This window comes from Halomonas sp. Y3 (genome assembly GCF_024137965.1).
Lineage (GTDB): Bacteria > Pseudomonadota > Gammaproteobacteria > Pseudomonadales > Halomonadaceae > Halomonas > Halomonas mongoliensis.
In genome coordinates this window covers 1,214,476-1,239,911 of the sequence record NZ_CP099975.1, presented here as the reverse complement: position 1 = coordinate 1,239,911, position 25,436 = coordinate 1,214,476, and the positions used below count along the sequence as shown (strand labels likewise).

Annotated in this window: 21 protein-coding genes; 7 read left to right on the top strand and 14 right to left on the bottom strand. The window is 69.0% G+C overall.

Annotation, left to right across the window (positions count from 1 at the left end):
* Positions 1 to 116: 116 nt before the first annotated feature.
* Entirely contained in the window at positions 117 to 1,226 is a 1,110-nt protein-coding gene (locus tag NHL60_RS05895; protein ID WP_253450138.1) for an efflux RND transporter periplasmic adaptor subunit, read from the top strand.
* Positions 1,214 to 4,285 carry an efflux RND transporter permease subunit gene (locus tag NHL60_RS05890; protein ID WP_253450135.1) on the top strand — a complete coding sequence of 1,024 codons (3,072 nt, stop codon included), beginning with the start codon at positions 1,214 to 1,216 and terminating at the stop codon, positions 4,283 to 4,285. The genes NHL60_RS05895 and NHL60_RS05890 overlap by 13 nt, the downstream gene beginning before the upstream one ends.
* Here NHL60_RS05890 and rsd read toward each other — a convergent pair.
* The 4 genes from rsd to NHL60_RS05870 all read right to left on the bottom strand — a co-directional run bounded on the left by rsd (position 4,274) and on the right by NHL60_RS05870 (position 9,532).
* Entirely contained in the window at positions 4,274 to 4,780 is a 507-nt protein-coding gene (rsd, locus tag NHL60_RS05885; RefSeq protein ID WP_253450132.1) for a sigma D regulator, read from the bottom strand. The two genes, NHL60_RS05890 and rsd, sit on opposite strands and share 12 nt — an antisense overlap.
* 131 nt (positions 4,781 to 4,911) lie before the next feature.
* On the bottom strand, positions 4,912 to 5,430 hold the full coding sequence (locus NHL60_RS05880) for a disulfide bond formation protein B (protein ID WP_253450129.1): 519 nt from the start codon (positions 5,428 to 5,430) through the stop codon (positions 4,912 to 4,914).
* On the bottom strand, positions 5,427 to 7,049 hold the full coding sequence (gshA, locus tag NHL60_RS05875; RefSeq protein WP_253450127.1) for a glutamate--cysteine ligase: 1,623 nt from the start codon (positions 7,047 to 7,049) through the stop codon (positions 5,427 to 5,429). The genes NHL60_RS05880 and gshA overlap by 4 nt, the downstream gene beginning before the upstream one ends.
* 122 nt (positions 7,050 to 7,171) lie before the next feature.
* Positions 7,172 to 9,532, bottom strand: coding sequence for a Tex family protein (locus tag NHL60_RS05870; protein ID WP_253450124.1), 2,361 nt, complete (start codon positions 9,530 to 9,532; stop codon positions 7,172 to 7,174).
* Between the two features lie 215 nt (positions 9,533 to 9,747).
* Here NHL60_RS05870 and NHL60_RS05865 point away from each other — a divergent pair, with 215 nt between their 5' ends.
* Positions 9,748 to 11,457 (top strand): AMP-binding protein, encoded by a 1,710-nt coding sequence (locus NHL60_RS05865; protein WP_253450121.1) that lies wholly within the window; start codon positions 9,748 to 9,750, stop codon positions 11,455 to 11,457.
* A 222-nt stretch (positions 11,458 to 11,679) separates the two neighbouring features.
* Here the strand turns inward: NHL60_RS05865 and NHL60_RS05860 are convergent, their stop codons facing one another.
* The 4 genes from NHL60_RS05860 to yrfG all read right to left on the bottom strand — a co-directional run bounded on the left by NHL60_RS05860 (position 11,680) and on the right by yrfG (position 15,513).
* The gene (locus tag NHL60_RS05860) at positions 11,680 to 13,233 is read right to left on the bottom strand and encodes a phosphoenolpyruvate carboxykinase (protein ID WP_253450120.1); all 1,554 of its coding nucleotides are present in this window, start codon (positions 13,231 to 13,233) and stop codon (positions 11,680 to 11,682) included.
* Between the two features lie 259 nt (positions 13,234 to 13,492).
* On the bottom strand, positions 13,493 to 14,368 hold the full coding sequence (hslO, locus tag NHL60_RS05855; protein WP_253450117.1) for an Hsp33 family molecular chaperone HslO: 876 nt from the start codon (positions 14,366 to 14,368) through the stop codon (positions 13,493 to 13,495).
* Positions 14,369 to 14,399: 31 nt separating this feature from the next.
* Positions 14,400 to 14,789 (bottom strand): ribosome-associated heat shock protein Hsp15, encoded by a 390-nt coding sequence (hslR, locus tag NHL60_RS05850; RefSeq protein WP_253452030.1) that lies wholly within the window; start codon positions 14,787 to 14,789, stop codon positions 14,400 to 14,402.
* Positions 14,782 to 15,513, bottom strand: coding sequence for a GMP/IMP nucleotidase (yrfG, locus tag NHL60_RS05845; protein ID WP_253450114.1), 732 nt, complete (start codon positions 15,511 to 15,513; stop codon positions 14,782 to 14,784). Before yrfG ends, hslR begins: the two co-directional genes overlap by 8 nt.
* A 73-nt stretch (positions 15,514 to 15,586) precedes the next feature.
* Between yrfG and nudE the strand changes: the two genes are divergently transcribed.
* Complete coding sequence (gene nudE / locus NHL60_RS05840; RefSeq protein WP_253450111.1) at positions 15,587 to 16,186, top strand: ADP compounds hydrolase NudE; 600 nt, start codon at positions 15,587 to 15,589, stop codon at positions 16,184 to 16,186.
* Between the two features lie 144 nt (positions 16,187 to 16,330).
* Here nudE and ilvD read toward each other — a convergent pair whose 3' ends face one another.
* Entirely contained in the window at positions 16,331 to 18,175 is a 1,845-nt protein-coding gene (ilvD, locus tag NHL60_RS05835) for a dihydroxy-acid dehydratase (RefSeq protein WP_253450108.1), read from the bottom strand.
* A gap of 195 nt (positions 18,176 to 18,370) precedes the next feature.
* On the opposite strand from ilvD, the gene NHL60_RS05830 reads away from it, so the two are divergent.
* Positions 18,371 to 18,769: a gamma-glutamylcyclotransferase gene (locus NHL60_RS05830; protein WP_253450105.1), complete on the top strand. Its 399-nt coding sequence runs from the start codon at positions 18,371 to 18,373 to the stop codon at positions 18,767 to 18,769.
* Between the two features lie 165 nt (positions 18,770 to 18,934).
* Here NHL60_RS05830 and NHL60_RS05825 read toward each other — a convergent pair whose 3' ends face one another.
* The 4 genes from NHL60_RS05825 to NHL60_RS05810 form a co-directional block, all read right to left on the bottom strand.
* Positions 18,935 to 19,633 (bottom strand): hypothetical protein, encoded by a 699-nt coding sequence (locus NHL60_RS05825; RefSeq protein ID WP_253450102.1) that lies wholly within the window; start codon positions 19,631 to 19,633, stop codon positions 18,935 to 18,937.
* Positions 19,634 to 19,897: 264 nt separating this feature from the next.
* Positions 19,898 to 20,662 carry an anaerobic ribonucleoside-triphosphate reductase activating protein gene (locus tag NHL60_RS05820; RefSeq protein WP_253450099.1) on the bottom strand — a complete coding sequence of 255 codons (765 nt, stop codon included), beginning with the start codon at positions 20,660 to 20,662 and terminating at the stop codon, positions 19,898 to 19,900.
* 25 nt (positions 20,663 to 20,687) lie between these two features.
* Positions 20,688 to 20,849: an anaerobic ribonucleoside-triphosphate reductase gene (nrdD, locus tag NHL60_RS05815; RefSeq protein ID WP_110070778.1), complete on the bottom strand. Its 162-nt coding sequence runs from the start codon at positions 20,847 to 20,849 to the stop codon at positions 20,688 to 20,690.
* A gap of 41 nt (positions 20,850 to 20,890) precedes the next feature.
* On the bottom strand, positions 20,891 to 22,612 hold the full coding sequence (locus tag NHL60_RS05810; protein ID WP_253450096.1) for a ribonucleoside triphosphate reductase: 1,722 nt from the start codon (positions 22,610 to 22,612) through the stop codon (positions 20,891 to 20,893).
* A gap of 141 nt (positions 22,613 to 22,753) precedes the next feature.
* Between NHL60_RS05810 and NHL60_RS05805 the strand changes: the two genes are divergently transcribed.
* On the top strand, positions 22,754 to 23,047 hold the full coding sequence (locus NHL60_RS05805) for a DUF503 domain-containing protein (protein WP_119023280.1): 294 nt from the start codon (positions 22,754 to 22,756) through the stop codon (positions 23,045 to 23,047).
* 56 nt (positions 23,048 to 23,103) lie between these two features.
* A complete protein-coding gene (locus NHL60_RS05800) occupies positions 23,104 to 23,967 on the top strand; it encodes an SDR family oxidoreductase (protein WP_253450093.1) in 864 nt (287 codons plus the stop codon).
* A 39-nt stretch (positions 23,968 to 24,006) separates the two neighbouring features.
* Here the strand turns inward: NHL60_RS05800 and NHL60_RS05795 are convergent, their stop codons facing one another.
* On the bottom strand, positions 24,007 to 25,407 hold the full coding sequence (locus NHL60_RS05795) for a CHAD domain-containing protein (protein WP_253450091.1): 1,401 nt from the start codon (positions 25,405 to 25,407) through the stop codon (positions 24,007 to 24,009).
* Positions 25,408 to 25,436: the final 29 nt, after the last annotated feature.

Genomic DNA, 25,436 nt, shown 5'->3' with positions numbered 1-25,436 from the left:
GGGCCTGAAATCAAACCGGCAAGATGGTATGCCTGCGCCGCACAAAACTCAATGCGACGTAGGACGAGGGCCGGATGCTATGCTGGCGTCTCATGCCCGCTGATGGATCACACCGCATGCCCCGTCGACGCCTCCCTCCCCTGCCCCCGCTGCTCGCCATCGCCATTACCCTGACCCTGGCCGCCTGGCTGGCCCTGGGCGATCTGCAGCGTTTTCAGGAGGCGCCCCCCGAGAGCGAACCCGCCGCCGAGCCTGAGCCCACCAGGGTGGAGGTGAGCGAGCGCCAGGCCGAGCCCCACAGCCCGCGACTGGTGCTCCAGGGCCACCTCACCGCCGACCAGGAGCTGACCCTGCGCACCCGCCAGGCGGGCCGCGTGGAGGCGCTGCCGGTGGCGGAGGGGGAACGCATCGAGGCGGGCACGGTGCTGCTGGGCCTGGCCCGGGACGAGCTGCCGGCCAGGCTCGAGCAGGCCGAGGCGGAGCTGACCCTGGCCCGAGCCGAGCTCGCCGGCGCCGACGACCTGCGCCGCCGGGAGCTGCTCTCCAATACCGACTACCTGCGCCTGCAGAGCGGCGCCGCCAGGGCGGCCGCCGAGGTGGCGAGCCTGCGCCGCCAGCTCGACGACACCCGCCCCACCGCCCCCTTCGAAGGCGTGCTCGACCACCTGGACGTGGAGCTCGGCGAGCTGCTCCAGGCCGGCGAGACCTTCGGCCGGCTGGTGGATGACCGCCATCTGGTGGCCAGGGCCTGGGCGCCCCAGCGCGACGCCCACGCGCTCGAGGCCGGCCTGCCCGCGGAGCTGCGCCTGCTGGACGGCACGCGGCTCGAGGGAGAGGTCAGCCTGGTGGGCCGCCGCGCCGAGGATCAGACCCGCAGCTTCCCGGTGGAGGCCCGGGTCGCCAACCCCGAGGGGCGGCGCCTCGCCGGCGCCAGCGCCACCCTGGTGATCACCCTGCCGGAGCGGGAGGTGCAGCGGCTCTCCCCCGCCCTGCTGGAGCTGGACGACGACGGCCGCCTGGCGGTGAAGCACCTGGACGGCGAGGACCGGGTGGTGCTAACGGCGGTCACCCTGGTGGACAGCACCCCCCAGGAGGCGCGGGTCGCCGGCCTGCCCGAGCGGGTGCGCCTGATCACCCTGGGCGGCGGCCTGGTGGCCCCGGGGGGAGCGGGTCACCCCCGTCGCCGCGACCAGCGCCGAGGGGTCGCCCTGAAATGCGCACCCTGATCGCAGCCGCCCTGGATCGCTCCCGCACCACCCTGCTGCTGCTGGCCGCCCTGCTGCTGGCCGGCGCCGCCGCCTGGCAGGCGATCCCCAAGGAGGCCAACCCCGACGTTACCATCCCCATCATCTATGTCTCGCTCTCCCTGGAGGGGGTCAGCCCCGAGGATGGCGAGCGGCTGCTGGTGCGCCCCATGGAGCAGGAGCTGCGCAGCATCGAGGGGGTGCGCAAGCTGACCTCCCAGGCAAGCGAAGGCCACGCCGCCGTGACCCTGGAGTTCGACGCCGGCTTCGATCCGGACCAGGCCCTCAGCGACGTGCGCGAGAAGGTCGATATCGCCCGGGCCGAGCTGCCCCAGGAGGCGGACGAGCCGCGGGTGATGGAGGTCAACGTGGGGCTCTTCCCGGTGCTGACCGTCGGCCTCTCCGGCCCCCTGGAAGAGCGCCAGCGGCTGGCCGTGGCCCGCCGGCTCAAGGAGGAGATCGAGGGCATCGGCGAGGTGCTGGAGGTGGATATCGGCGGCGACCGCGAGGAGCTCCTCGAGATCGTCGTCGACCCCCTGGTGCTGGACAGCTACGGGGTCGACTTCGACCGACTCTTCGACCTGGTCACCCGCAACAACCGCCTGGTGGCGGCGGGCAGCCTGGACACCGGCGCCGGGCGCCTGGCGCTCAAGGTACCCGGGGTGATCGAGCGCCTGGAGGATGTGATGGCGATGCCGGTGAAGGTGGACGGCGACCGCGTCGTCACCTTCGGCGACGTGGCCTGGATTCGTCCCGGCTTCAAGGACCCGGAGGGCTTCGCCCGCATCGACGGCCAGCCGGCCCTGGTGCTGGAGATCTCCAAGCGCGCCGGGGCCAATATCATCGCCACCATCGAGCAGGTCCAGGGGCTGCTCGAGGAGGCCCGAGAACTGCTCCCCGAGGGGCTGGAGGTGACCACCATCACCGACCAGTCCCAGATGGTGGAGGAGATGCTCGACGAGCTGCTCAACAACGTGCTCACCGCCGTGGTGATGGTGCTGGTGGTGATACTCGCCGCCATGGGGGTGCGCAGCGCCCTGATGGTGGGGCTGACCATCCCCGGGGCCTTTCTCACCGGCATCCTGCTGATCTGGAGCCTGGGCTACACCCTCAATATCGTAGTGCTCTTCGCGCTGATTCTCGTCGCCGGCATGCTGGTGGACGGCGCCATCGTGGTCTCGGAGCTGGCCGACCGCCACCTCCGCGAAGGGCAGGAGCCGCGGGAGGCCTGGGTCAACGCCGCCGCGCGCATGAGCTGGCCGGTGATCGCCTCCACCGCCACCACCCTGGCGGTGTTCGTGCCGCTGCTGTTCTGGCCCGGGGTGGTAGGCGAATTCATGAAGTACCTGCCGGCCACGGTGATCCTCTGCCTGCTGGCGTCGCTGGCCATGGCGCTGGTCTTCCTGCCCACCCTGGGCGGCGTCTTCGGGGTGCGCGCCTCGCGCCGCGAGGTCGACCAGAACCACATCACCGCCGGCGGGCGGCTCTATCGCGCCCTGCTCGCCCGGCTGCTGGCCTGGCCCGGGCTGACCCTGCTCTTCGCCCTGCTGCTGCTGGCGCTGATCTACACCGCCTACGCCCGCTTCAACCACGGAGTGGAGTTCTTCCCCGCCGTGGAGCCGGACAGCGCCCAGGTGCTGGTGCGGGCCCGGGGGGACTTCTCCGCCGCCGAGAAGGATGCCGTGGTGCGGCGGGTGGAGGCGCGCCTGGCCGGCATGAGCGAGGTGGAGGCGCTCTATGCGCGCTCCTTCGCGGTGCCCAACCAGCAGCTCGGCAGCGACGTGATCGGCGTGCTGCAGTTCCAGCTGATCGACTGGCACCGGCGCCGCCCGGTGGCCGAGATCTTCACCGAGATGCGCGAGCGAGCCGCCGACCTGCCCGGCCTGGCCCTGGAGTTCCGGGAGCAGGAGATGGGCCCCGGCGAAGGCAAGCCCATCGTGCTGGAGATCAGCGCCCATGACCCCGCCGCCGCCGATGACGTCGTGGAGGCGCTGCGCGCACGGATGGGCGAGCTGGGCGGCTTTCGCGATATCGAGGATGACCGCAGCCTGCCCGGGGTGGAGTGGCGGGTGATGGTGGACCGCGAGGCGGCGGCGCGCTTCGGCGCCGACGTGGCGTCCGTGGGCAGCGCCGTGCAGCTGCTGACCACCGGCCTGCAGGTGGCGAGCTACCGCCCCGCCGAGGTGAGCGACGAGGTGGATATCCGGGTGCGCCTTCCGGATGGCTACCGCTCACTTGAGCAGCTGGGCCAGCTGACCCTCAATACGCCCCGGGGCCAAGTGCCGATCGCCCACTTCGTGGCGCTGCTACCGGCGCCCAAGGTGGGCACCCTGCACCGCATCGACGGGCGCCGCGCGGTGACCCTGGAGGCCGACGTGGCGGAGGGCTACCGGGCCGACGAGCGGCTGCGCGCCCTGCTGGAGACGGCGGGGGCGCCGCCGGAGGGGGTGATGGTCAAGGTGGCCGGCGAACAGCAGGACCAGCAGGAGGCGAGCCGCTTTCTGACCACCGCCTTCCTGGTCGCCGTGGCGCTGATGGCGCTGATACTCGTGACCCAGTTCAACAGCCTCTATCAGGCGGGGCTGGTGCTCTCAGCCATCGTCTTCTCCACCGCCGGCGTGCTGCTGGGGCTGCTGGTCAACGGCCAGCCCTTCGGCATCGTCATGGTGGGGATGGGGATCATCGCCCTGGCGGGCATCGTGGTGAACAACAATATCGTGCTGATCGACACCTACAATCAGCTGCGCCGGGAGGGGCTCTCCCCCGGGGAGGCGGCCCTGGAGGCGGGCGGCCTGCGCCTGCGGCCGGTGCTGCTGACGGCCATCACCACGGTGCTGGGCCTCATGCCCATGGTGCTCGGGGTCAACGTCAACCTCTTCGCGCCGAGCCTGGGGCTGGGCGCCCCCTCGGCCCAGTGGTGGACCCAGCTCTCCAGCGCCATCGCCGGCGGGCTCACCTTCGCCACCGGCCTGACGCTGCTGCTTACCCCCTGCCTGCTGGTGCTGGGGGGACGCTTCGAGCGCCGCGGTTCAGACACCTGAGCGGGCGGCGGCCTCTTGCCGGGCGGCATCGGGGGCGTGGGCGGAGTGGACGCGACCGATCAGCTGGTCCTCGAGGGAGAAGCGTTCGGTGAGGCCGTGGGCCAGGCGCTCTAGCCAGGCGGGCAGCCGGCCGAGGTTCTGGCGCACCCGGCCGGGGCTCTCGTATTCGGCATCGAAGGAGAGCACCAGCTCGGTGGACATCTCCAGCCGCGCCAGCAGGCGGTCGGCGAGCTCCAGGGCGGCTTCGTCCTCGAAGGCCTTGGCCTCCTCGCGCAGCTGGGGGTAGATCTCGAAGTGACCGGCGCTGATGTAGTCCATCAAAAGCTCGCTGAAGCGGTCGATCTGCGCCTTGCTCACCGCCTCGAGCTCGGCGTCGCAGGCCTCCTTGAGCTCCACGAAGTGAACCAGCAGCTCGCGGCGCTCGTCGAGCCAGCGGTCGATCAGCTTGTGCACGCCGCCCCAGCGCTCCAGGGCGCTCTTGCAATCTTCCAGCATGGGGGCCTCCCTTGCTTTTCAGAGCTCGCGATCCAGAGCTCGTTATCCAAGGCCAGGCGCTCAGGACGCCCCGGCCGGGAGACCAGACTCGCCCCTGGCGCCGACGGTGTCAATCCCCGGGGGAGGAGCGTTCAGCCCCGCTCGCGAAAGGCCGAGAGCAGGATGCCTAGCGGCGCGAGTGCCAGCACCACAAAGCCGATCAGGGTCCAGCCCGGCAGGGAGATGCCGAGGAACAGGAAATCGATCTCGGCACACTCGCCGGAGCCGGAGAGCACCATGGCCACCACGTCACGCCAGGGCAGCAGCTCCATCATGTAGTCGAGCCCCGGCCCGCAGCTCGGCACCTCCTCCGGGGGCAGCGACTGCAGCCAGAGGTGTCGGCCTGCCACCCCGATGCCGCCGGCCACCGCGGCCAGGCCCAGAACGCCGTAGAGGCCCGCCCCGACTCGCCCTTCGGGGTTGTGGATCGCCGCCACCGCGAAGACCGCGGCGGCCGAAAGCACCGCCACCCGCTGGAAGATGCAGAGCGGGCAGGGCTCGAGGCCGGCGATATGCTCGAGCCCCAGGGCCACGGCCATCATCAGCACGCAGAAGGCGAGGCCTGCAAGGCTCCAGTGGCGCACTCCGAGGCGCGCGAGATGCGTCCTCATGGCGCCCGCTCCGCCGCGGCGAGGCCGGCGAGACGCGACTCCCGGGCGCGCTCGAAGTAGTCGGCCAGGAAGTCGTCGAAGGAGCAGCCGTCGCCGGCCTCGATCTCCGCCTGCTGGCGCTGCGAGGTCGCCACCAGCTCGTGGAAGAGCGCCTCCCGGGCCGGGTCCATGGGCTCGGCGCGCAGCCGCTCCGCCTGCTCCCGAGCGATGGCCAGCATGACGTCGCTGAACTCCTCGCCGCTCTCCTCGAGCCGGGCCAGCAGCTGACCGGAGGGGGTCAGGGCGGGATCCGCCAGGCGCGGGGCCATGGCGGCCACGGCGGCGGCGTGGGGCGCGCCCTCCTCCAGGCGGTCGAGGAGCTCGGCCACCCGGCCCATCTCGGCCAGGATCTCGCCGCCCCAGTCCGCTACGCTGCGCCCGCGGTTGCCGTCGCAGAGCCTGAGCTCGGGGTCCCGGCCGCGCTCCACCACCCGGCGACGGTTGTCGTCGAGGCTCTCGCACTCGGCGTCGGGGATCCAGGGGCTCTCGCTGAGCAGGCACCACATCACGAAGGCGTCCACGAAGCGGATCTGGGTCTCGTCCACGCCGAAGGGGAGCAGCGGGTTGAGGTCCAGGCAGCGCACCTCGATGTACTCCACTCCCCGGGCCTCCAGGGCCTGGCTCGGCGTCTCGTCGTGGCGGGCGACCCGCTTGGGGCGAATATCGCTGTAGTACTCGTTCTCGATCTGCAGGATATTGGCGTTGAGCTGACGCCACTCGCCGCCTTCCTGCACGCCCTTCGCCTGGTAGGCGGGCCAGGGGGTAGAGATGGCGTGACGCAGCGTATTCACATAGTTGGAGAGGGAATTGAAGCAGATCTTGAGCTGCTCCTGCACCTTGTTCTGGTAGCCCAGGTCCGACATGCGCAGGCTGGTAGCGTAGCGGGAGACCAGGGTCTCCTCGCCGTGGGGCTCGAGCTTGTCGGGCACCCGGCCATCCGGCAGGAAGCTACGATCCAGGGCCGGGGAGGCGCCGAAGAGATAGAGCAGCAGCCAGCTGTGGCGGCGGAAGTTGCGGATCAGGCCGAAGTAGCGCGCCGAGCGGTAGTCGTTCATCGGCGTCGCTTCGGCGCCGTCGATCAGGCGCAGCAGCGCCCAGAGATCGTCGGGCAGCGAGACGTTGTAGTGCACCCCGGCGATGGCCTGCATGATCCGCCCGTAGCGCACGTCCAGGCCCTGGCGGTAGACCCGCTTCATGGTGCCCACGTTGGAGGGGCCGTAGTCGGCGATGGGGATGCTGTCGTTACCGGCAAGCCTTGAGGGCATGCTGGCCGGCCAGATCAGCTCGTCGCCCAGATAGCGGTAGGTGAAGCGGTGCAGGTCGCCGAGAAACGCCATGGCATCGGCGGGCCGGCAGTAGACCGGCGTGATGTACTCCAGCAGCGCCTCGGAGTAGTCGGTGGTGATATGCGGGTGGGTCAGCTTGGAGCCCAGCGCCGCCGGGTGCGGGGTCTGGGCGATGCGCCCCGCGCCGTCGACGCGCAGCCCCTCCTTCTCGAGGCCGCGGCGCAGGCGGCTGAACTGCCCCTGACGGGCGGCGCCTTCGAGGCGCGTGATGAGGGTGGCGAGTGAGTCGGACAAGGTAACACCCCTTGTGGTGGAAGACGCCGCCGGCGCCTCGCTCGGTGATAGGGGCGCCCGAGGCGCCCGTAAAGGAAGCAGATTATGGTGCCCGAGGGCACTTATTCAAAGGTCGAAGAGCATCAGCGCCCCTTCCTGGCCTTGAGCAGAGCCGCGCCCAGCGCGCCCACGGGGGCCTCCTGGCCGCCTGCGCCACGCTGACCACTGCCCTGGCCGCCACCCTTGCGGGGGGGCTTGCCACCCCGGGCCTGGCGCTCGCCGCCGCGGCGGGGCGCCTCGCCCTCCTCCCCCGGCTGGTCGTCCAGACGCATGGAGAGACCGATGCGCGCCCGGGGAATATCGACGCTCATCACCTTGACCTTGACGATATCGCCGGCCTTGACCACGCTGCGCGGGTCCTCGACGAAGGTGTGGGAGAGCGCCGAGATATGCACCAGGCCATCCTGGTGGACGCCGATATCCACGAAGGCGCCGAAGTGGGTGACGTTGGTGACGCTGCCCTCCAGCACCATGCCGGGCTCGAGATCCTTGAGGGTCTCGACCCCCTCGCGGAACTCGGCGGCCTTGAACTCCGGGCGCGGGTCGCGGCCCGGCTTGTCCAGCTCCTTGAGAATATCGGTGACGGTGGGCACCCCGAAGCGCTCGTCGGCGAAATCGGCGGGCCTGAGCGCCTTCAGGGTGGCGCTGTCGCCGATCAGGCTGGCCAGCGGACGCCCGCTCCTCTCGGCGATACGCTCCACCAGGGGGTAGGCCTCGGGGTGGACGGCGCTGGCGTCCAGGGGGTTGGCGCCGTTCATGATGCGCAGGAAGCCGGCGCACTGCTCGAAGGTCTTGGGGCCTAGCCGGCTCACCTCCAGCAGCTCCTTGCGGCTGGCGAAGGGCCCCTCGGCGTTGCGCCGCGCGACGACCGCCTCGGCCAGCGCCGGGGAGAGCCCGGCCACCCGGGAGAGCAGGGCGCTGGAGGCGGTGTTGAGATCCACCCCCACGGCGTTCACGCAGTCCTCGATCACCGCCTCCAGGCTTCTCGAGAGCTGCACCTGGGAGACGTCGTGCTGGTACTGGCCCACGCCGATGGACTTGGGCTCGATCTTAACCAGCTCGGCCAGCGGGTCCTGCAGGCGCCGGGCGATGGAGACGGCGCCGCGGATGGTGACGTCGAGGTCCGGCAGCTCCCGGGAGGCGTATTCGGAGGCGGAGTAGACCGAGGCCCCCGCCTCGCTGACCATCACCTTGGCGAGCTGACGTTTACCCGCAAAGGCCTTGACCAGGTCGCCGGCCAGGCGGTCGGTCTCGCGGCTGGCGGTGCCGTTGCCCACGGCGATCAGCGCCACGTCGTGCGCCTCGACGAGGCGGGCGAGCTCGGCCAGCGAGGCGTCCCAGGCGTTGCGGGGCGCATGGGGGTAGATGGTGGCGTGGGCCAGGAACTGGCCGGTGGCATCTACCACCGCCACCTTGCAGCCGGTGCGCAGGCCCGGGTCGATGGCGAGCGTCGCCTTCTGCCCCGCCGGGGCGGCCAGCAGCAGGTCTTTGAGGTTGGCGGCGAACACCTCGATGGCGGCGAGCTCCGCGGACTCGCGCAGGCGGCCCAGCAGCTCGGTCTCCAGGTGGGTGTAGAGCTTGACCCGCCAGGTCCAGCGCACCACGTCGCGCAGCCACTTGTCGGCGGCGCGGCCCTCGTCGCGGATCGAAAAGTGGCGGGCGATGGCCACCTGGGCCGGATGGAGCGGTGCCTCGTCCTCGCCGGGCAGCTTGATGGCCAGGGTCAGCACCCCTTCGTTGCGGCCGCGGAACATGGCGAGCGCCCGGTGCGACGGCGTCCTGGCGAGCTTCTCGTCGTGCTCGAAGTAGTCGGAGAACTTGGCGCCCTCCCCCTCCTTGCCGGGAATCACCCGGGCGCTGAGCTCGCCCTCCTGCCAGAGCCGCTCGCGCAGGCTGCCCACCAGCTCGGCGTCCTCGGCGAAGCGCTCCATCAGGATCTGGCGGGCGCCGTCCAGGGCCGCCTTGGCGTCCTCCACCGCGGGGATGTCACCTTCCGCGGGACGAAGATAGCGGGCCGCCTCGGTTTCCGGGTCCAGGGTCGGGTCGGCCAGCAGGGCATCGGCCAGGGGCTCGAGGCCCGCCTCGCGAGCGATCTGGGCCTTGGTGCGGCGCTTCTTCTTGTAGGGCAGGTAGAGGTCTTCCAGGCGCTGCTTGGTGTCGGCGGCCCGGATCAGCCCCTCGAGCTCGGCGGTGAGCTTGCCCTGCTCCTCGATGGCGGCGAGCACCGCGGCGCGCCGCTCCTCCAGCTCGCGCAGGTAGCCCAGGCGCTCGTGGAGCGCGCGCAGCTGGGTGTCATCGAGGCCGCCGGTCACCTCCTTGCGGTAGCGGGCGATGAAGGGCACGGTGGCCCCGCCGTCGAGCAGCTCCACCGTGGCCGTGACCTGCTCCGGACGTACGGAAAGCTCCTCGGCGAGGCGCGAGATGATGCGGTTGGTGGCGTCCATGTAACCCCTTCACTGATGCTCGAAAAACGATCGCGACAAGGTATCACAAACGCCGGGGCGAGCCACGCGCGGCGGCCCCCGCAGAGGGGCCGCCGGCGGCAGGCAACTTTAGTCCAAGCGCTTGCTCGGGTCTTGGACAGGCGCGCCGAAATCTGGCTAGAGTTTCACCCTCATCACCTTTCGCACCGCCAACCAACAACAAGAAGGGATGGAACATGCCAACACCGTCGAGCTCACCGGCGCTGGAGCGCTTCCTCGCCGCCCGGGACTTCCTGCAGGCCCACCGCGAAGACTACGACACCGCCTACCGCGACTTCCGCTGGCCCACCTTTACCGAGTTCAACTGGGCGCTGGACTACTTCGACGTCATGGCCCGGAACAACGACGCCCCGGCGCTGTGGATCGTCGAGGAGGATGGCCGGGAGGCGCGATTGAGCTTCGCCGAGATGTCCCGGCGCTCCAACCAGGTCGCCAACTGGCTGCGCGCCCTGGGCGTGGCCCGCGGCGACCGGGTGCTGCTGATGCTGGGCAACGAGGTGCCCCTGTGGGAGGTGATGCTCGCCGCCATCAAGCTGGGCGCGGTGATCATTCCCGCCACCACCCTGCTGACCCCCGAAGACCTCGAGGACCGCATCAGCCGCGGCCAGGTCAAGCACCTGGTGATCGGCCATGAGCACCTGGAGAAGTTTGCCGGCCGCGAGGACGCCCTGACGCGCATCGCCGTGGGGGGCGCCGCCGAGGGGTGGCACGACTTCGCCGACTCCCACGGCGAAAGCGACGCCTTCACTCCGGACGGGCCGACCCCCGCCGACGACCCCATGCTGCTCTACTTCACCTCGGGCACCACCTCAAGGCCCAAGCTGGTCACCCATACCCACCAGTCCTACCCGGTGGGCCACCTCTCCACCCTCTACTGGATCGGCCTGCAGAAGGGGGATCGCCACCTCAATATCAGCTCGCCGGGCTGGGCCAAGCACGCCTGGAGCTGCTTCTTCGCCCCCTGGAACGCCGGCGCCTGCGTCTTCCTCTACAACTATGCGCGCTTCGACGCCGCCGCCCTGCTGAAGGTGCTGACGGACTACGCGATCACCACCCTCTGCGCGCCGCCCACGGTGTGGCGACTGCTGATCCAGCAGGATCTCGCCGCCCACCGGGTCGCCCTGCGCGAGGCAGTGGCCGCCGGCGAGCCCCTCAACCCCGAGGTGATCGAGCAGGTGCGCCGGGCCTGGGGCCTCACCATCCGGGACGGCTTCGGCCAGACCGAGACCACCGCCCAGATCGGCAACTCCCCGGGCCAGCCCCTCAAGGCGGGCTCTATGGGACGTCCCCTGCCCGGCTATCGGGTGGTGATGCTTAACGCCGAGGACCAGCCGGCAAGCGAAGGGGAAGTGGCCCTGGCCCTGGGCGAGGCGCGACCGGCGGGGCTGATGGTGGGCTATGCCAACGACCCGGAGCGCACCGCGGCGGCCATGCAGGGGGGCTACTACCGCACCGGCGACGTGGCCAGCGTGGATGAGCAGGGCTATATCACCTACGTGGGCCGGGCCGACGATGTCTTCAAGGCCTCCGACTACCGCATCAGCCCCTTCGAGCTGGAGAGCGTGCTGATCGAGCATCCTGCGGTGGGCGAGGCGGCCATCGTGCCGAGCCCCGATCCGGTGCGCACCTCGGTGCCCAAGGCCTATATCATCCCCGCCGCCGGCCATGAGCCCAGCGCCGAGCTCGCCCGGGACATCCTCGCCTTTGCCCGGGAGCGGCTGGCCCCCTACAAGCGCATCCGCCGCCTGGAGTTCGCCGACCTGCCCAAGACCATCTCGGGCAAGATCCGCCGGGTGGAGCTGCGCCAGGCCGAGGCGCAGAAGGCCAGCGACGAGCGCGGGGCGCTGGAGTTCCGGGAGGAGGACTTCCCCGACCTGAAGGGGTGAGCCCCCAATCGCCGGAAATAATTGCGGACCACCCACCTCGTAGGAGCCCGATTTATCGGTGGTCCGACACGTCGGCGATGTCGTGAGCCCGATCGCCGGATGAATCCGGCTCCTACATGGAGGTTTCAGGCCACCCGGCATACGAAAGAACCCGGCACCGCCAAGGCGGTGCCGGGTTCTTTCATGCGAGCCGAGGGCCCCGCAGGGGCCCGGGCGGCGCGATCAGGTAAGGCTGGGGCCCGCCTTGACGATCGCTTCGCTGACGCCGTCGAACTTCTTGAAGTTGTCGACGAACTGCTCGGCCAGGTCCTGGCGCTTGCGGTCGTAGGCGTCCTTGTCTTCCCAGGTCTCGCGCGGGTCGAGCAGGCTGGAGTCCACGCCCGGCACGGCTACCGGCACTTCCAGGTTGAGGCCGTCGATGCGCTTGGTCTCGACTTCGCGCAGCACGCCGGTCTGGATGGCGCTGATGATGGCGCGGGTGGTCGGGATGGAGAAGCGCGAGCCGCCTTCACCGTAGGAACCACCGGTCCAGCCGGTGTTGACCAGGTAGACCTGGGCGTCCTTCTCGGCCACGCGCTTGATCAGCAGGTCCGCGTACTCGCGGGCCGGGCGCGGGAAGAAGGGAGCGCCGAAGCAGGTGGAGAAGGTGGAGGAGAGACCCTCGGCGGAGCCCATCTCGGTGGAGCCCACCTTGGCGGTATAGCCGGAGAGGAAGTGGTAGGCCGCGGCCTCCTTGGAGAGCACGGAGACCGGGGGCAGCACGCCGCTCATGTCGCAGGTCAGGAAGACGATGGCGTTGGGCTCACCGGCGCGGTTCTCGGGGACGCGCTTCTCGACGTGCTCCAGCGGGTAGGCGGCACGGGAGTTCTGGGTCAGGCTGTCGTCGGCGTAATCCGGCTCGCGACGGTCGTCGAGGACCACGTTCTCCAGCACGGTGCCGAACTTGATGGCGTTCCAGATGACCGGCTCGTTCTTCTCGGAGAGGTCGATGCACTTGGCGTAGCAGCCGCCCTCGATGTTGAAGACGGTGCCCGGGCCCCAGGCGTGCTCGTCGTCACCGATGAGGTAGCGGGCCTGGTCGGCGGAGAGAGTGGTCTTGCCGGTGCCGGAGAGGCCGAAGAAGAGGCAGGTCTCGCCATCCTCGCCCACGTTGGCGGAGCAGTGCATGGGCAGCACGTCGGCGGCGGGCAGCAGGAAGTTCTGGACGGAGAACATCGCCTTCTTCATCTCGCCGGCGTAACGCATGCCGGCGATCAGCACCTTGCGCTCGGCGAAGTTGATGATCACGGTGCCGTCGGAGTTGGTGCCATCGCGGGCCGGGTCGCACTGGAAGCCGGCGGCGTTGATGATGGTCCACTCATCCTTGGCGGAGGGGTTGTAGGCCTCCGGGCGAACGAACATGGTGCGGCCGAACAGGTTCTGCCAGGCGGTCTCGGTCTGCACGCGCACCGGCAGGTAGTAGGTCGGGTCGCTGCCCACGTGGAGCTCCGACACATAATGCTCACGACCCAGCAGGTAGTCCTCGACGCGGCCCCAGAGGGCGCTGAACTTCTCGGCGTCGAAGGGGCGGTTCACGCTGCCCCAGTCGATCTGGCCGCTGGTGGACGGCTCATCGACGATGAAGCGGTCCTTGGGAGAACGGCCGGTACGCTCACCGGTGTTCACCACCAGGGCCCCGTTGGCAGCCAGGCGGCCCTCGCCGGTGGCCACCGCACGCTCGATGAGCTCGGCGCTGCTGAGGTTGACGTGGGCTTTGGGAGCTTGGGTTGTGGTCATGTCGGTTCCTGGGCCTTGCGGCCGATTCTCTCTCGTGTGCCGGGCGCCGTTAGCGACGCAGCGGATGCCTGCCATCGATCGCCGCTGCGGGTATCCCGTCTTCTGGCGAGGCGATCGAGCCGAAAAAAGCGGCGCCATTATGTCAAAAAGCGCCGCCGCGGGGAACGCCGTTTTTAGGCGAAAATCATGTAGTTTTTCTACAACATGAAGACCGTTCACTACACGTTGATGGTGCGGCGCAGCAAATCAAGCGTCTGTTTCAGTGCAGGACCGGGGGCGGGGTATCGTCACCGGCCAACAGCGCCTCCACATCGGCCTCTGTGAAGTGGTAGCAGGTGTGGCAGAAGTGGCACTGGGTATCGATGCTGCCGTGCTCGGCCAGCACCTGGCGCAGTTCGGCCTCTCCCAGGGTGACCAGGGAGCCGGCGATGCGCTCCCGGGAGCAGGTGCAGCCGAAGCGCAGCGCCTTGGGGTCGAAGATCCGTACCGTCTCCTCGTGGTAGAGGCGGTGCAGCAGCGCCTCGGGCCCGAGCGCCAGCAGCTCCTCCTCCTTGACCGTCTCGGCCAGGACCACGGTGCGATCCCAGGCGTCGTGGTCCTGGTTCTGGGACTCGTCGGGCATGCGCTGCAGCAGCAGGCCGCCGGCACGCACCCCGTCAGCGGCCAGCCACAGCCGGGTAGGCAGCTGCTCGGACTGCACGAAGTAGGCGGCCAGGCAGCCGGCCAGGGTGTCGTGGTCTAGGGCCACGATGCCCTGGTAGCGGTGCCCCTCCCGGGGGTCCAGGGTGATCATGATCCGCCCCTCGCCGAGCAGCTCGAGGAAACCCGCATCGTCGGCCGGCATGGGGGCGTCCTCGGCCAGGCGGGCGATGGCGCGCAGCTCGCCGCCGGGATTGGACTCGGCCATCAGCAGCGACAGGGCGCCGCTGCCGCGCACCTCGATGCTCAGGGTGCCGTCGAGCTTGACCGTATCGGTGAGCAGCGCCACCGCGGCGAGCAGCTCGCCCAGCAGGCGATTGACCACCGGCGGATAGTCATGGCGGTCGAGCACCTCGGCATAGGCCCGCTCGAGGGTCACGAGCTCGCCGCGCACGTTGGTATTGTCGAAGAGAAAACGCTGGATCTGATCGCTCATCATCACTCTCTGTTGGTCGTCGGCAGGCAGGCTAGTCGTCGGACTGCCGACGCTGGAAACGCTGGATATCCCGCCGCTGCTTCTTGTCGGGGCGCTTGAGGGGGTGCTGCATGGCCTGATTGGTGAGGCGCCTCGCCTCGGCCTCGCGCTCGCGGCGCGTCGCGCTCTCCTCGGTTTCCCGGTAGAGGGCACGGGCCTCGGGGGCGCCGCGGCGCTGATCGGAGAGCGCCACCACCTCCACCTCGAGAATGTCCCACCCCTGGGGCACGCGAATCAGTGCTCCCAGCTCGACGGTCTTGCTGGTCTTGGCCCGGGCGCCGTTGTAGTGCACCTTGCCACCCTCGATGGCCTTCTTGGCGAGGCCCCGGGTCTTGAAGAAGCGCGCCGCCCAGAGCCACTTGTCGAGCCTGACGCTATCCATGACCACCTCCCTGGCCATGACCACCTCCCTGGGCGCCCTTGTTCGGCGCCCCGGGCCCCTGCCCAGGCGGCAGGTTGCCGGGCAGGATGGCCGCGAAGCGATCCAGGGCCACGAACTCCTCGAGCTCCCGCTCGGGGCGGGTGCTGTCGGGCTGCTTGATCCCCAGCAGATGGCGGATGCCGAACTCCCGAGCGCTGGCGAGCACCCGAGGGTTGTCATCGATGAAGAGGGTCCGGGCCGGGTCGAAGGGCTCCACCGCCTGGAGGGCGGGCCAGAACGCCTGGACCTCCTTGGGCACGCCGAGATCCGCCGAGGAGACGATGACGTCCAGGTACTCCTCGAGGCCGGTCAGCGGCAGCTTGAGCTCGAGGCTCTCCCGGTCGGCGTTGGTGGCCAGCACCACCCGCGGGTGGGCCTGCCGGAGCCACTTGAGGAAGTCGAGGGCGTCGCTGCGCAGGCCGATCAGGTGCTGCACCTCGCGCTTGAGGGCGACGATATCCAGGTCGAGCTCCCGGCTCCAGTAGGCCAGGCTGTACCAGTTGAGGGTGCCCTGCTCGTGGAGCACCTTGGAACGCACCACCTCCTGGGTGGCCTCGTCGAGCTGGTGCAGCTCCACGTAGCGCCGGGGCAGGTGCTCCAGCCAGAAGTGGCTGTCGAAGTGCAGATCCAGCAGGGTGCCGTCCATGTCGAGCAGGACGGTATCGATGGCGCGCCAGTCGATCATCGGGATTCCCGGGTGGTGGCTTGCAGGGGGTGGTATTGTAGCAGGCGCCCTCACCCCCAGAAACGGAGCGACCATGTCTACCCCCCCGAGGCCCGATTCGCACTGGCCGCAGAAGCCCGAGGTCCTTGCCCGCCAGTCGGTGGCCAGAAGCCGCCTGTTTCACGTCGAGTCCCTGGACCTGCGCTTCTCCAACGGCGAAGAGCGCACCTTCGAACGACTGACCGGCAGCGACAGCGGCGCGGTGATGATCGTCGCCATGCCCGACCCGGAGCATGTGCTGCTGATCCGAGAATATGCGGCGGGCTTCGAGGACTATGTGCTGACCCTGCCCAAGGGGCTGGTGGATCCCGGCGAGGATATCGTCACCGCCGCCAACCGCGAGCTGATGGAGGAGTGCGGCTTCGGCGCCCACAGCATCGAACCGCTGGTGGAGCTGTCGCTGGCCCCCAACTACATGCGCCACCGCATGCAGGTGCTGCTGGCCACCGACCTCTACCCCAGGCGCCTGCCCGGCGACGAGCCCGAACCGCTGATCGTCGAGACCCACGGGCTCTTCGAGCTGCCCGCCCTGCTCGCCCGGGAGGACTTCCACGAGGCCCGGGCCATCGCCGCGCTCTTTATCGCCCGGGACAAGCTGCTCGCCCAGCGCGACAGCGGCACCGGCTTCTGGTAGGCGGGGGCCGACCTCGAGTCGGGCAACATATCGGCCAGGCTCACGAAATGAGCCGAATGGTAGTCCCATTCGGCTCATGCACAGCAGTGGCTCGCCCTCGACGCGTGAGCTCGGCCGGACTCAGCCGGTCGAGCTCAGTCAGAGTCAATCGAGCTTGGAGAGGTCGCGCACCGCGCCCTTGTCGGCGGAGGTGGCGAGCATGGCGTAGGCCTTGAGCGCCGGCGTCACCTTGCGCGGCCGCGGCGCGGCGGGCTTCCAGGCGTCAGCGCCTTTCGCCTCCATGGCCGCGCGGCGCTCGGCAAGCGTCTCGTCGCTGAGCTTGACGTTGATGGTGCGGTTGGGGATATCGATCTGGATGATGTCCCCCTGCTCCACCAGGCCGATGGCGCCGCCGGCGGCCGCCTCGGGGGAGACGTGGCCGATGGAGAGCCCGGAGGTGCCACCGGAGAAGCGCCCGTCGGTGAGCAGCGCACACGCCTTGCCGAGCCCCTTGGACTTCAGGTAGGAGGTCGGGTAGAGCATCTCCTGCATGCCCGGCCCGCCCTTGGGCCCTTCGTAGCGGATGACGACGACGTCGCCCTCCTTCACCTTGCCCTCGAGGATGTCGGCCACCGCCTGGTCCTGGGACTCCACCACGTGGGCGGTGCCCTCGAAGACCAGGATGGAGTCGTCGACGCCGGCGGTCTTCACCACGCAGCCGTCCAGGGCGATATTGCCCTTGAGCACGGCCAGGCCTCCCTCCCGGGAGAAGGCGTGCTCCAGGTCGCGGATGCAGCCGGTGGCGCGGTCGCCGTCGAGGCTCGGCCAGCGGGCCGCCTGGGAGAAGGCCACCTGGGTGGGCACGCCGCCGGGGCCCGCCTTGTAGAACTCCACCACCTCGGGGCTGGGGTTGCGCATGATGTCCCACTCATCCAGGGCGGCCTTCAGGGAGTCGCCGTAGACGGTGGGCACTCGGGTATCCAGCACCCCGGCGCGATCGAGCTCGCCGAGGATCGCCATGATGCCGCCGGCGCGATGCACGTCCTCGATATGGTACTTCTGGGTATTGGGGGCCACCTTGCAGAGCTGCGGCACCTCCCGCGACAGACGGTCGATATCCTCCATGGTGAAGTCGACCTCGGCCTCCTGGGCGGCGGCCAGCAGGTGCAGGATGGTGTTGGTGGAACCGCCCATGGCGATATCCAGGGTCATGGCGTTCTTGAAGGCCGCCTTGGAGCCGATGGCCCGGGGTAGCAGATGCGCCTCGTCGCCCTCGTAGACGCGCTTGGCCAGCTCGACGATGCGATGGCCGGCATTCTCGAAGAGACGGCGACGATCGGCATGGGTGGCCACCACGGTGCCGTTGCCGGGCAGCGCCAGGCCCAGGGCTTCCATCAGGCAGTTCATGGAGTTGGCGGTGAACATGCCGGAGCAGCTGCCGCAGGTGGGGCAGGCGCTGCGCTCCACCTCGGCCAGGGTCTCGTCGTCGACGCTGTCGTCGGCGGCCATCACCATGGCGTCCACCAGGTCGAGGCCGTGGTCGAGCAGCTTGGTCTTGCCCGCCTCCATGGGCCCGCCGGAGACGAAGATCACCGGAATGTTCAGGCGCATGGCGGCGTTGAGCATCCCGGGGGTGATCTTGTCGCAGTTGGAGATACAGACCAGGGCGTCGGCGCAGTGAGCGTTGACCATGTACTCGACGCTGTCGGCGATCAGGTCGCGGCTCGGCAGCGAATAGAGCATGCCGTCGTGGCCCATGGCGATGCCGTCGTCCACGGCGATGGTGTTGAACTCCTTGGCCACCCCGCCGGCCTTCTCGATCTCGCGGGCCACCAGCTGCCCCATGTCCTTCAGGTGCACGTGGCCGGGCACGAACTGGGTGAAGGAGTTGGCCACGGCGATGATCGGCTTGTGGAAGTCGTCATCCTTCATGCCGGTGGCGCGCCACAGGGCGCGGGCGCCGGCCATGTTGCGGCCGGCGGTGGTGGTGCGGGAACGGTACTCGGGCATGGTGTCCTCTTCTCTTTGCAGCCGCCCTGTGCCGAGCGGCTCGGTGTCCAGATCAGCCCCCGATTCTGGCATGGGGCCGCCCGTCAGGCTAGCGATGACGACAGCGTGGCGCTGCCCCCTTTCCCTCGACGGTGATAAGGAAACGGAGAATGGCTACCATAGAGTCCCAGCTCTGCCCCGTGGAGATCCGCCACCATGACCGCGCCCGCCATCGCTATCACCCGCACGCCGCTGGTGGCCGTCTACGGCACCCTCAAGCGCGGCTTGCGCAATCACCACTGGCTCGCCGGCGCCGAGTTCCTGGGCAGCGACCGCCTGGCCGACGTGACCCTCTACGACCTTGGCCCCTACCCCGGCGCCAAGCTCGAGCCCTCCCGCGGCGTGGAAATCGAGGTCTTCGAGGTGGACGCCCGGCTGCTGGCCGGCCTCGACCGGCTGGAAGACTACCGGCCGCGCCTGCCCCACCTGGGGCTCTACGACCGCGCCATCCACCCCACCGCCTTCGGGCCCGCCTGGCTCTATCTCTACAACCCCGAGGTGGCCGGCTGCGAGGCCATTCGCCAGGGCGGCTGGCGGCCGCGCCCGCATCCCTGACGCCTCCCCCACTGCCACTCGGAGCTCGCCCACGTCTTGCGCCCTCGAAGCAGCATGAGGAGTACTTTGGGCACATGTTCTATATCGATAGGTATCGGGTCCCGGGTGGCCAGTCACCCGGGACCCGACATCTGGGCAGCACGCAACCGCTTGCGGCAGGAGCGGTCATTGAGACCAGCGTACCGCGGCCATATCAGCTAGATCATGGTGATTCCCGAACCCGGGCAGCTCGCCTATAGAGTCGAAAAAATCACGGGAAAGCAGAAACTCGAACCTTACTTCATTCCAGTAGCGGGCGGGGTCATGCCGGCGTGCCTGCTCCGCTTCATTGATCGTTGGAAAAACTCCTGCCGATACAAAAAAGCTGTCAATGTCGCTGTAAGAGTGGCCCGCCAGGGCGACAATCTTCGATACGTCCAGGCTACCGCTCATGCGCACGTGGCTTGGAGATGACGCCGCCTCTCTGCAGCGCTCAGCATTCAACCTGTCGCCCGAATATAGAAAGGTACTCACTGAGCGCACATGTTGGCACAGTGTTTCGTTACCAGCATAGTCGGCCACGTGGCTAAAACATGTGCTTCTGAGAAAGCTTGCCCTTGTCCCGGCAGGGTTAAACGGCGCCACTGCCAAGCTTTCGGGGTGAATCAAGAAGCATGGCTTCTCAGAACCAAGATAGCTTGCCAGAAAAAGGTATTGGCGTTCGAGCGAGTCTGCTTCTCGATGCTTCATGAAGACTTTCTCATCGGCTCCGCTGACTGCGCCACAGCCGCTTAGGAGTAATGTTGCCATTAGCATGCAGACAGGCCATGTTGCCTGCACCATTCTCTTCATAGCAGCCACTCTAATCATTGATTCATCCACCATTTAAGCACCGGATGCGGCGACCCACAAAGGTGATTCCGCTTGGGGCGATAGGATATTCGCCCGATAAATCGGGCTCCTGCAGGGAGCCTGGAGATGAGCGAGAAGCCTTGATCGTTCCCGGGCCTGCGCAACCGTCGCTGGCGGCTCTGGCCTGCCGCTCTTTGGGCGACGGCGTGCCGGCAACAATCTGTAACCTAGCAGCCTGGCACCAAAGTGCCCTGAGCACCAGTGGGCAAAGGCTTACAAGGCAGTGTCGTCTTTGGCTTACGCCCTCAGTTCAAGACGCTCGAAGGCCGGTGCCAGGGTCTCGACCAGCGCGTCCAGTTCGCCGAGCGTCGGGGCGCCGGGCACCGGCCGGCCATAGGCGGGGTCGAGGCAGCGGCCGGGGCGGGCCACCTGCAGGGCGTAGCGGGTCACGCCCCTTTCGGCGAGGTCGAGGGCCAGGCGGCGCAGGCTCTCGAGGTCGAAATCCCGCCAGTGAACGGTGGTGCGGCACTCGAAGGCGATGCCGCTTCTCAAGAGCAGCTCGAGGCTCTCGGCGTGGGCGGCGGCAAGGCCGGGGCGGCCGACGATGACATCGAAGCGCGCCGCCGGACCCTTCACGTCGAGCCCTACCCACGCCAGGTGCGGCAGCGTCTCGGCCAGGCGCCGCGGGTAGACCCCGGCGGTATGCAGCCCCGTCTTGAAGCCGAGCGCTTGCGCTCGGGCGACAGCCGCGGGCAGGTCTGCGTGCAGGGTGGGCTCGCCGCCGCTGAAGACGATGCCGTCGAGCAGCCCCTGGCGCCTGGTCAGGAAGGCTTCCACCTCGGCCCACTCGCCGGGTTCGGCGCGGCGTGGTTCGAGCATCCCGGGGTTGTGGCAGTAGCCGCAGCGCAGCGGGCAGCCCTGCAGAAACACCACGCAGGCCAAGTGGTCCGGGTAGTCCAGGGTGGTCATGGGGGTGAGGCCGGCCACGGGCAGTCGTGGCCGGTTAAATTCGGGATGGGGCATGGCGGTCATCCGGCCGAGCGCCCCCTGTCGCTCTGGCATGGAGGGCGCTCTGTGTGGCGGTGGGTCAGGGGGTGGCGGCCTGCTCGCTGAAGTGGCGCCGCTCACGGTGCTCGGACTGCTTGCCGCGGTTGAACTGGCTGACGGGGCGGTGATAGCCCATCACCCGGGTCCAGACCTCGCAGCGCTGGCGCGCTTCGGTGGGCAGGCTCTCGACGCTATGACGCATGGGATGCTCCTCTTCGGTTGGTGGTATTGCGGGGAAAGGCCTCAGGCCGTGGCATCGGCCCGAGCATGCTTTGCCAGAAGGGCGTCATCGCACTTCGGGCAGAACTCATGTTCGCCGGCCAGGTAGCCGTGCACCGGGCAGATCGAGAAGGTCGGCGTCACGGTGAGATAGGGCAGGCGGAAGCGGGAGAGCGCGGTCTGCACCAGCTTGCGGCAGGCCGCAGGCGACGAGAGCCGCTCCCCCATATAGAGGTGCAGCACGGTGCCGCCGGTGTAGCGGGTCTGCAGCGGTTCCTGGTGCAGCAGCGCCTCGAAGGGGTCGTCGGTATAGCCCACCGGCAGCTGGCTGGAGTTGGTGTAGTAGGGAGAATCCGGAGTGCCCGCCTGGAGGATGCCGGGGTAGCGCTTCTGGTCTTCCTTGGCAAAGCGGTAGGTGGTGCCCTCCGCCGGGGTCGCCTCCAGGTTGTAGAGGTGACCGGTGGCCGCCTGGAACTCGCGCATCCGCTCGCGCACCTGCTCCAGCAGCTCGATGGCCAGCTGCTGCCCCTCGGGGTTGGCGATATCGAAGCGGTCCTCGAAGAAGTTGCGCACCATCTCGTTGAGGCCGTTCACCCCCAGGGTGGAGAAGTGGTTGCGCAGGGTGCCCAGGTAGCGGCGGCTGTAGGGGTAGAGGCCGTCATCCATCCATTGCTGGATGCAGCCGCGCTTGATCTCCAGGCTGTCGCGGCCGAGCGCGAGCAGCCGGTCCAGCTCCTGGAAGAGCCCCGTGCGGTCGCCGGCGAAGCGGTAGCCCAGGCGCGCGCAGTTGATGGTCACCACGCCCAGCGAGCCGGTCTGCTCGGCGCTGCCGAACAGGCCGTTGCCGCGCTTGAGCAGCTCGCTGAGGTCGAGCTGCAGCCGGCAGCACATGGAGCGCACCATGTGCGGCTCCAGGTCCGAGTTGAGGAAGTTCTGGAAGTAGGGCAGCCCGTACTTGGCGGTGAGCGCGAAGAGCCGCTCGGCGTTGTCGCTCTCCCAGGGGAAGTCCGGGGTGATGTTGTAGGTGGGGATCGGGAAGGTGAACACCCGCCCCTGGCAGTCGCCCTCCTCCATCACCTCCAGGTAGGCGCGGTTGAGCAGCTCCATCTCGGCCTGCAGCTCGCCGTAGGTGAAGGGCTGCTCCGCGCCGCCGATGATCGGCACCTGGTCGCGCAGGTCCGCCGGGCAGGTCCAGTCGAAGGTGAGGTTGGTGAAGGGGGTCTGGCTGCCCCAGCGCGACGGCACGTTGAGGTTGTAGATGAACTCCTGCACCGCCTGCTTCACCGCCGGGTAGTCGAGGGCGTCGCGGCGCACGAAGGGGGCCAGGTAGGTATCGAAGGAGCTGAACGCCTGGGCGCCGGCCCACTCGTTCTGCAGGGTGCCAAGGAAGTTGACCATCTGCCCCAGGGCACTGGTGAGGTGCCGGGGCGGCGCGCTCTCCGCCCGGCCCGGCACGCCGTTGAAGCCCTCGATCAGCAGCTGGCGCAGCGACCAGCCGGCGCAGTAGCCGCTGAGCATGTCCAGGTCGTGGATATGCAGATCGCCCTCCCGGTGGGCCTCGCCTACCGCGGCGGGATAGACTTCATCCAGCCAGTAGTTGGCGATCAGCTTGCCCGAGGCGTTGAGGATCAGCCCGCCCAGGGAGTAGCCCTGGTTGGCGTTGGCGTTGACGCGCCAGTCGGCGCGCTGCAGGTATTCGTTGACCGTCGAAGCGACGTTGACGGCGCCGGTCGGCTGGCGTTGCATGGGTGTTCCCTCACTGGCCGATTATCTATATATGGTGTCCTTTCTTCTATAAGGCACCATATGTTGTGACAGAGAAGGGTAGACACCCGGGCGAGACGGGGAAATGATCCAGGTCAGGAAAAGGGCGAAGGAGGGGTCAGGATGCATATGGGGATTCTCACGCTGCATATCTCGCTGCCCGGCTGCCGCTCGCTGAAGGAGAAGCGCCAGCGCATGGGCGGCCTGCACGAGCGCTTCGGGCGCAACCCGGCGGTGGCGGTTTGCGAGAGCGGCGAGCACGACCGGCTGGAGGCGAGCGAGTGGACCTTCGTGGCGGTGGCCAACGAGGGCCCCAAGGTGGAGGCGCTGCTCGGCGAGATCGAGGACAAGGTCCAGCGCACCGTGGATGGCCGGGTGATGGAGGCGACCCGGGAGATGCTGCAGGGCGGCCCGTAACGCCCGCCCTCCAACGCCAAGACATATACAGTTGCCAAGATCACCAGGAGAAACGAATGACGGATAACGAAGCCGGAGCGGCGCGCAGCCTGCTGATCACCGGCTGCTCCAGCGGGATCGGCCACGCCGCGGCCCACGCCATGGCGGCGCGAGGCTGGCGGGTATTTGCCACCGCCAGAAAGGAGGCAGACGTGGCCCGGCTGAAGGAAGAGGGCCTGGAGGCGCTGGTGCTGGACCTGGACAGCAGCGCCTCCATCGAGGCGGCGGTGGCCGAGGTCGCGGAACGCACCGATGGGCGGCTGACCGCGCTCTTTAACAACGGCGCCTACGGCCAGCCCGGGGCGGTGGAGGACCTCTCCCGGGAGACGCTGAGGCAGCAGCTCGAGACCAACCTGCTCGGCACCCACGAGCTCACCACCCGGGTGCTGCCGATGATGCGCGCCCAGGGACACGGGCGCATCGTACAGAACAGCTCGGTGCTGGGGTTCGCCGCCCTGCCCTACCGCGGCGCCTACATCTGCTCCAAGTTCGCCCTGGAGGGGCTCACCGATACCCTGCGCCAGGAGCTTTCGGGAAGCGGCATCCACGTCAGCCTGATCCAGCCCGGCCCCATCACCAGCCGCTTTCGCGCGAACGCCCACCGCGCCTTCCGGGCCCATATCGATACCGAGCGCAGCGCCCACGCCGAGACCTACCGCAAGGTGGAGGCGCGGCTGGCCAGCACCGAGGGCAAGGCCGCCTTCACCCTGGGCCCGGAGGCGGTAGTGGCCAAGCTGGTCCACGCCCTGGAGCACCCGCGCCCCAGGCCCCGCTATGCGGTCACCCTGCCCACTCATCTCTTCGCCGCCCTGAAGCGGGTGCTGAGCACCCGGGGCATGGACCGGGTGCTGCTGCGCTCGACCCGGGACGAGCGGGAATAACCCAGAAGCCACGCCGCACAGGTGACGCCAGGGGGTGAATCAGCGGGCGGCGGGGCCCGGCTCGCGTAGCGGTGCCAGCGCCATGATCTGCTCCCGCAGGGCTCGCTTCTGCGCCTCCAGCGCGGCGCACCAGGCGTCACACTCCTGCCGGCGCCGCAGGGCCTTGGGCGAACCGGCAGCGAAGGCCGCGATCCAGGCCTGGCGGGTGCAGAGGTCCTGGAACTCACCGAGCAGGGTCTGGCGCTGCTTGAGCCCCTTGAGGAAACGGCGGTGGCGCTTCGGATCCAGCTCGGCCAGGTAGCGGATGCGCTTCACCGCCTTGCGCAGGTCGTGGAAGGCCTCATCCGGGGCGTCAGGCGTGAGGGCGGCCAGGTCGCTATCGTGGCCAAGGATGCGCTCGTCCAGCACCGCCTCGACCCGCGGCGCAGAGAGCCGGGCAAGCGCCTGCCAAAAGCCGTCGCCGTCGAGGAACGCCTGCCAGGCCTGCATGTCGGCGGCGTAGTCGGGCTGACCCAGCTGCCGGCAGAGACACTCGTGCTGCTCCCGGGCCCGCTCGTTCAGCCAGTCGTGAAGCGCACGCCGAGTGCTCGCCTGAAGCGGCGGTGGCGCCTGCGCCAGGCTCTCCAGGAAGACATCGAGATCGCGCAGGTCACTGGTGGCCTGGGCACGCTGCTTGAGCGCCTTCAGCCGCTTCTTCAGCCCGGGCGCCTTCCCGTTCCCGGCTTGCCGGACGGTGGCCAGCACGGCCTCGCCGATCGCCCGGCTGCGGCGCAGGTTGACGCGGTACTGGTGCAGAAACTCGGGATCCATGCCGGCCATCACGCCGGGCTCCAGCGCCCGAACCAGCCGATAGAGATGGCCGAGCTGCCCCTGGAGGCGGCCGGCCAGGTCGGCCTTGCGCAGCTCCGGGGGCGCCGGCGCCCGGCGCTGGAAGAGCGCATGGCTGGCCTGCTCTGGAATCAGGCACGCCAGCTCCTCGGCGGCGTGCTTTTTCAGCGCCTGCCAGGACTCGCCGGGCAGGCGGAGATGCAGCAGTCCGCCGGTGGGCAGGGAATCGGGCGCCACGGGGCTGAGCCAGCGGGCCAGCTCCAGCAGCGCCGGGTTGTGCCCCACCACCAGCAGCCGCCGGCTGCCCTCGGGTAGCCCCTGCAGCCAGGCGCGCAGCGCCTCGCCGTCGAAAGTGTAGAGCGCCTCGTCGAAGTGGGCCACCGGGGCCGGGATGCCCTCGGGCAGCGCCTCGGCCATCGCCTCGAGGGTCTCCCGGGTGCGCCGGGCGGGGCTCGAGACCACCTCGCCTTCCAGCGCCCCCCAGCGCATCAGCGCCGGCGCCATGGCCGCCGCCTGGCACCGGCCTCGCTGGCTCAGGGGCCGTTCGGCGTCGGGCAGCTTCTCACCTTCGCGTTTCGCCTTGGCATGGCGCAGCAGATAGAGCTCCAGCATGGGGGGACTCCGCCGTGTGAGATCCCTTA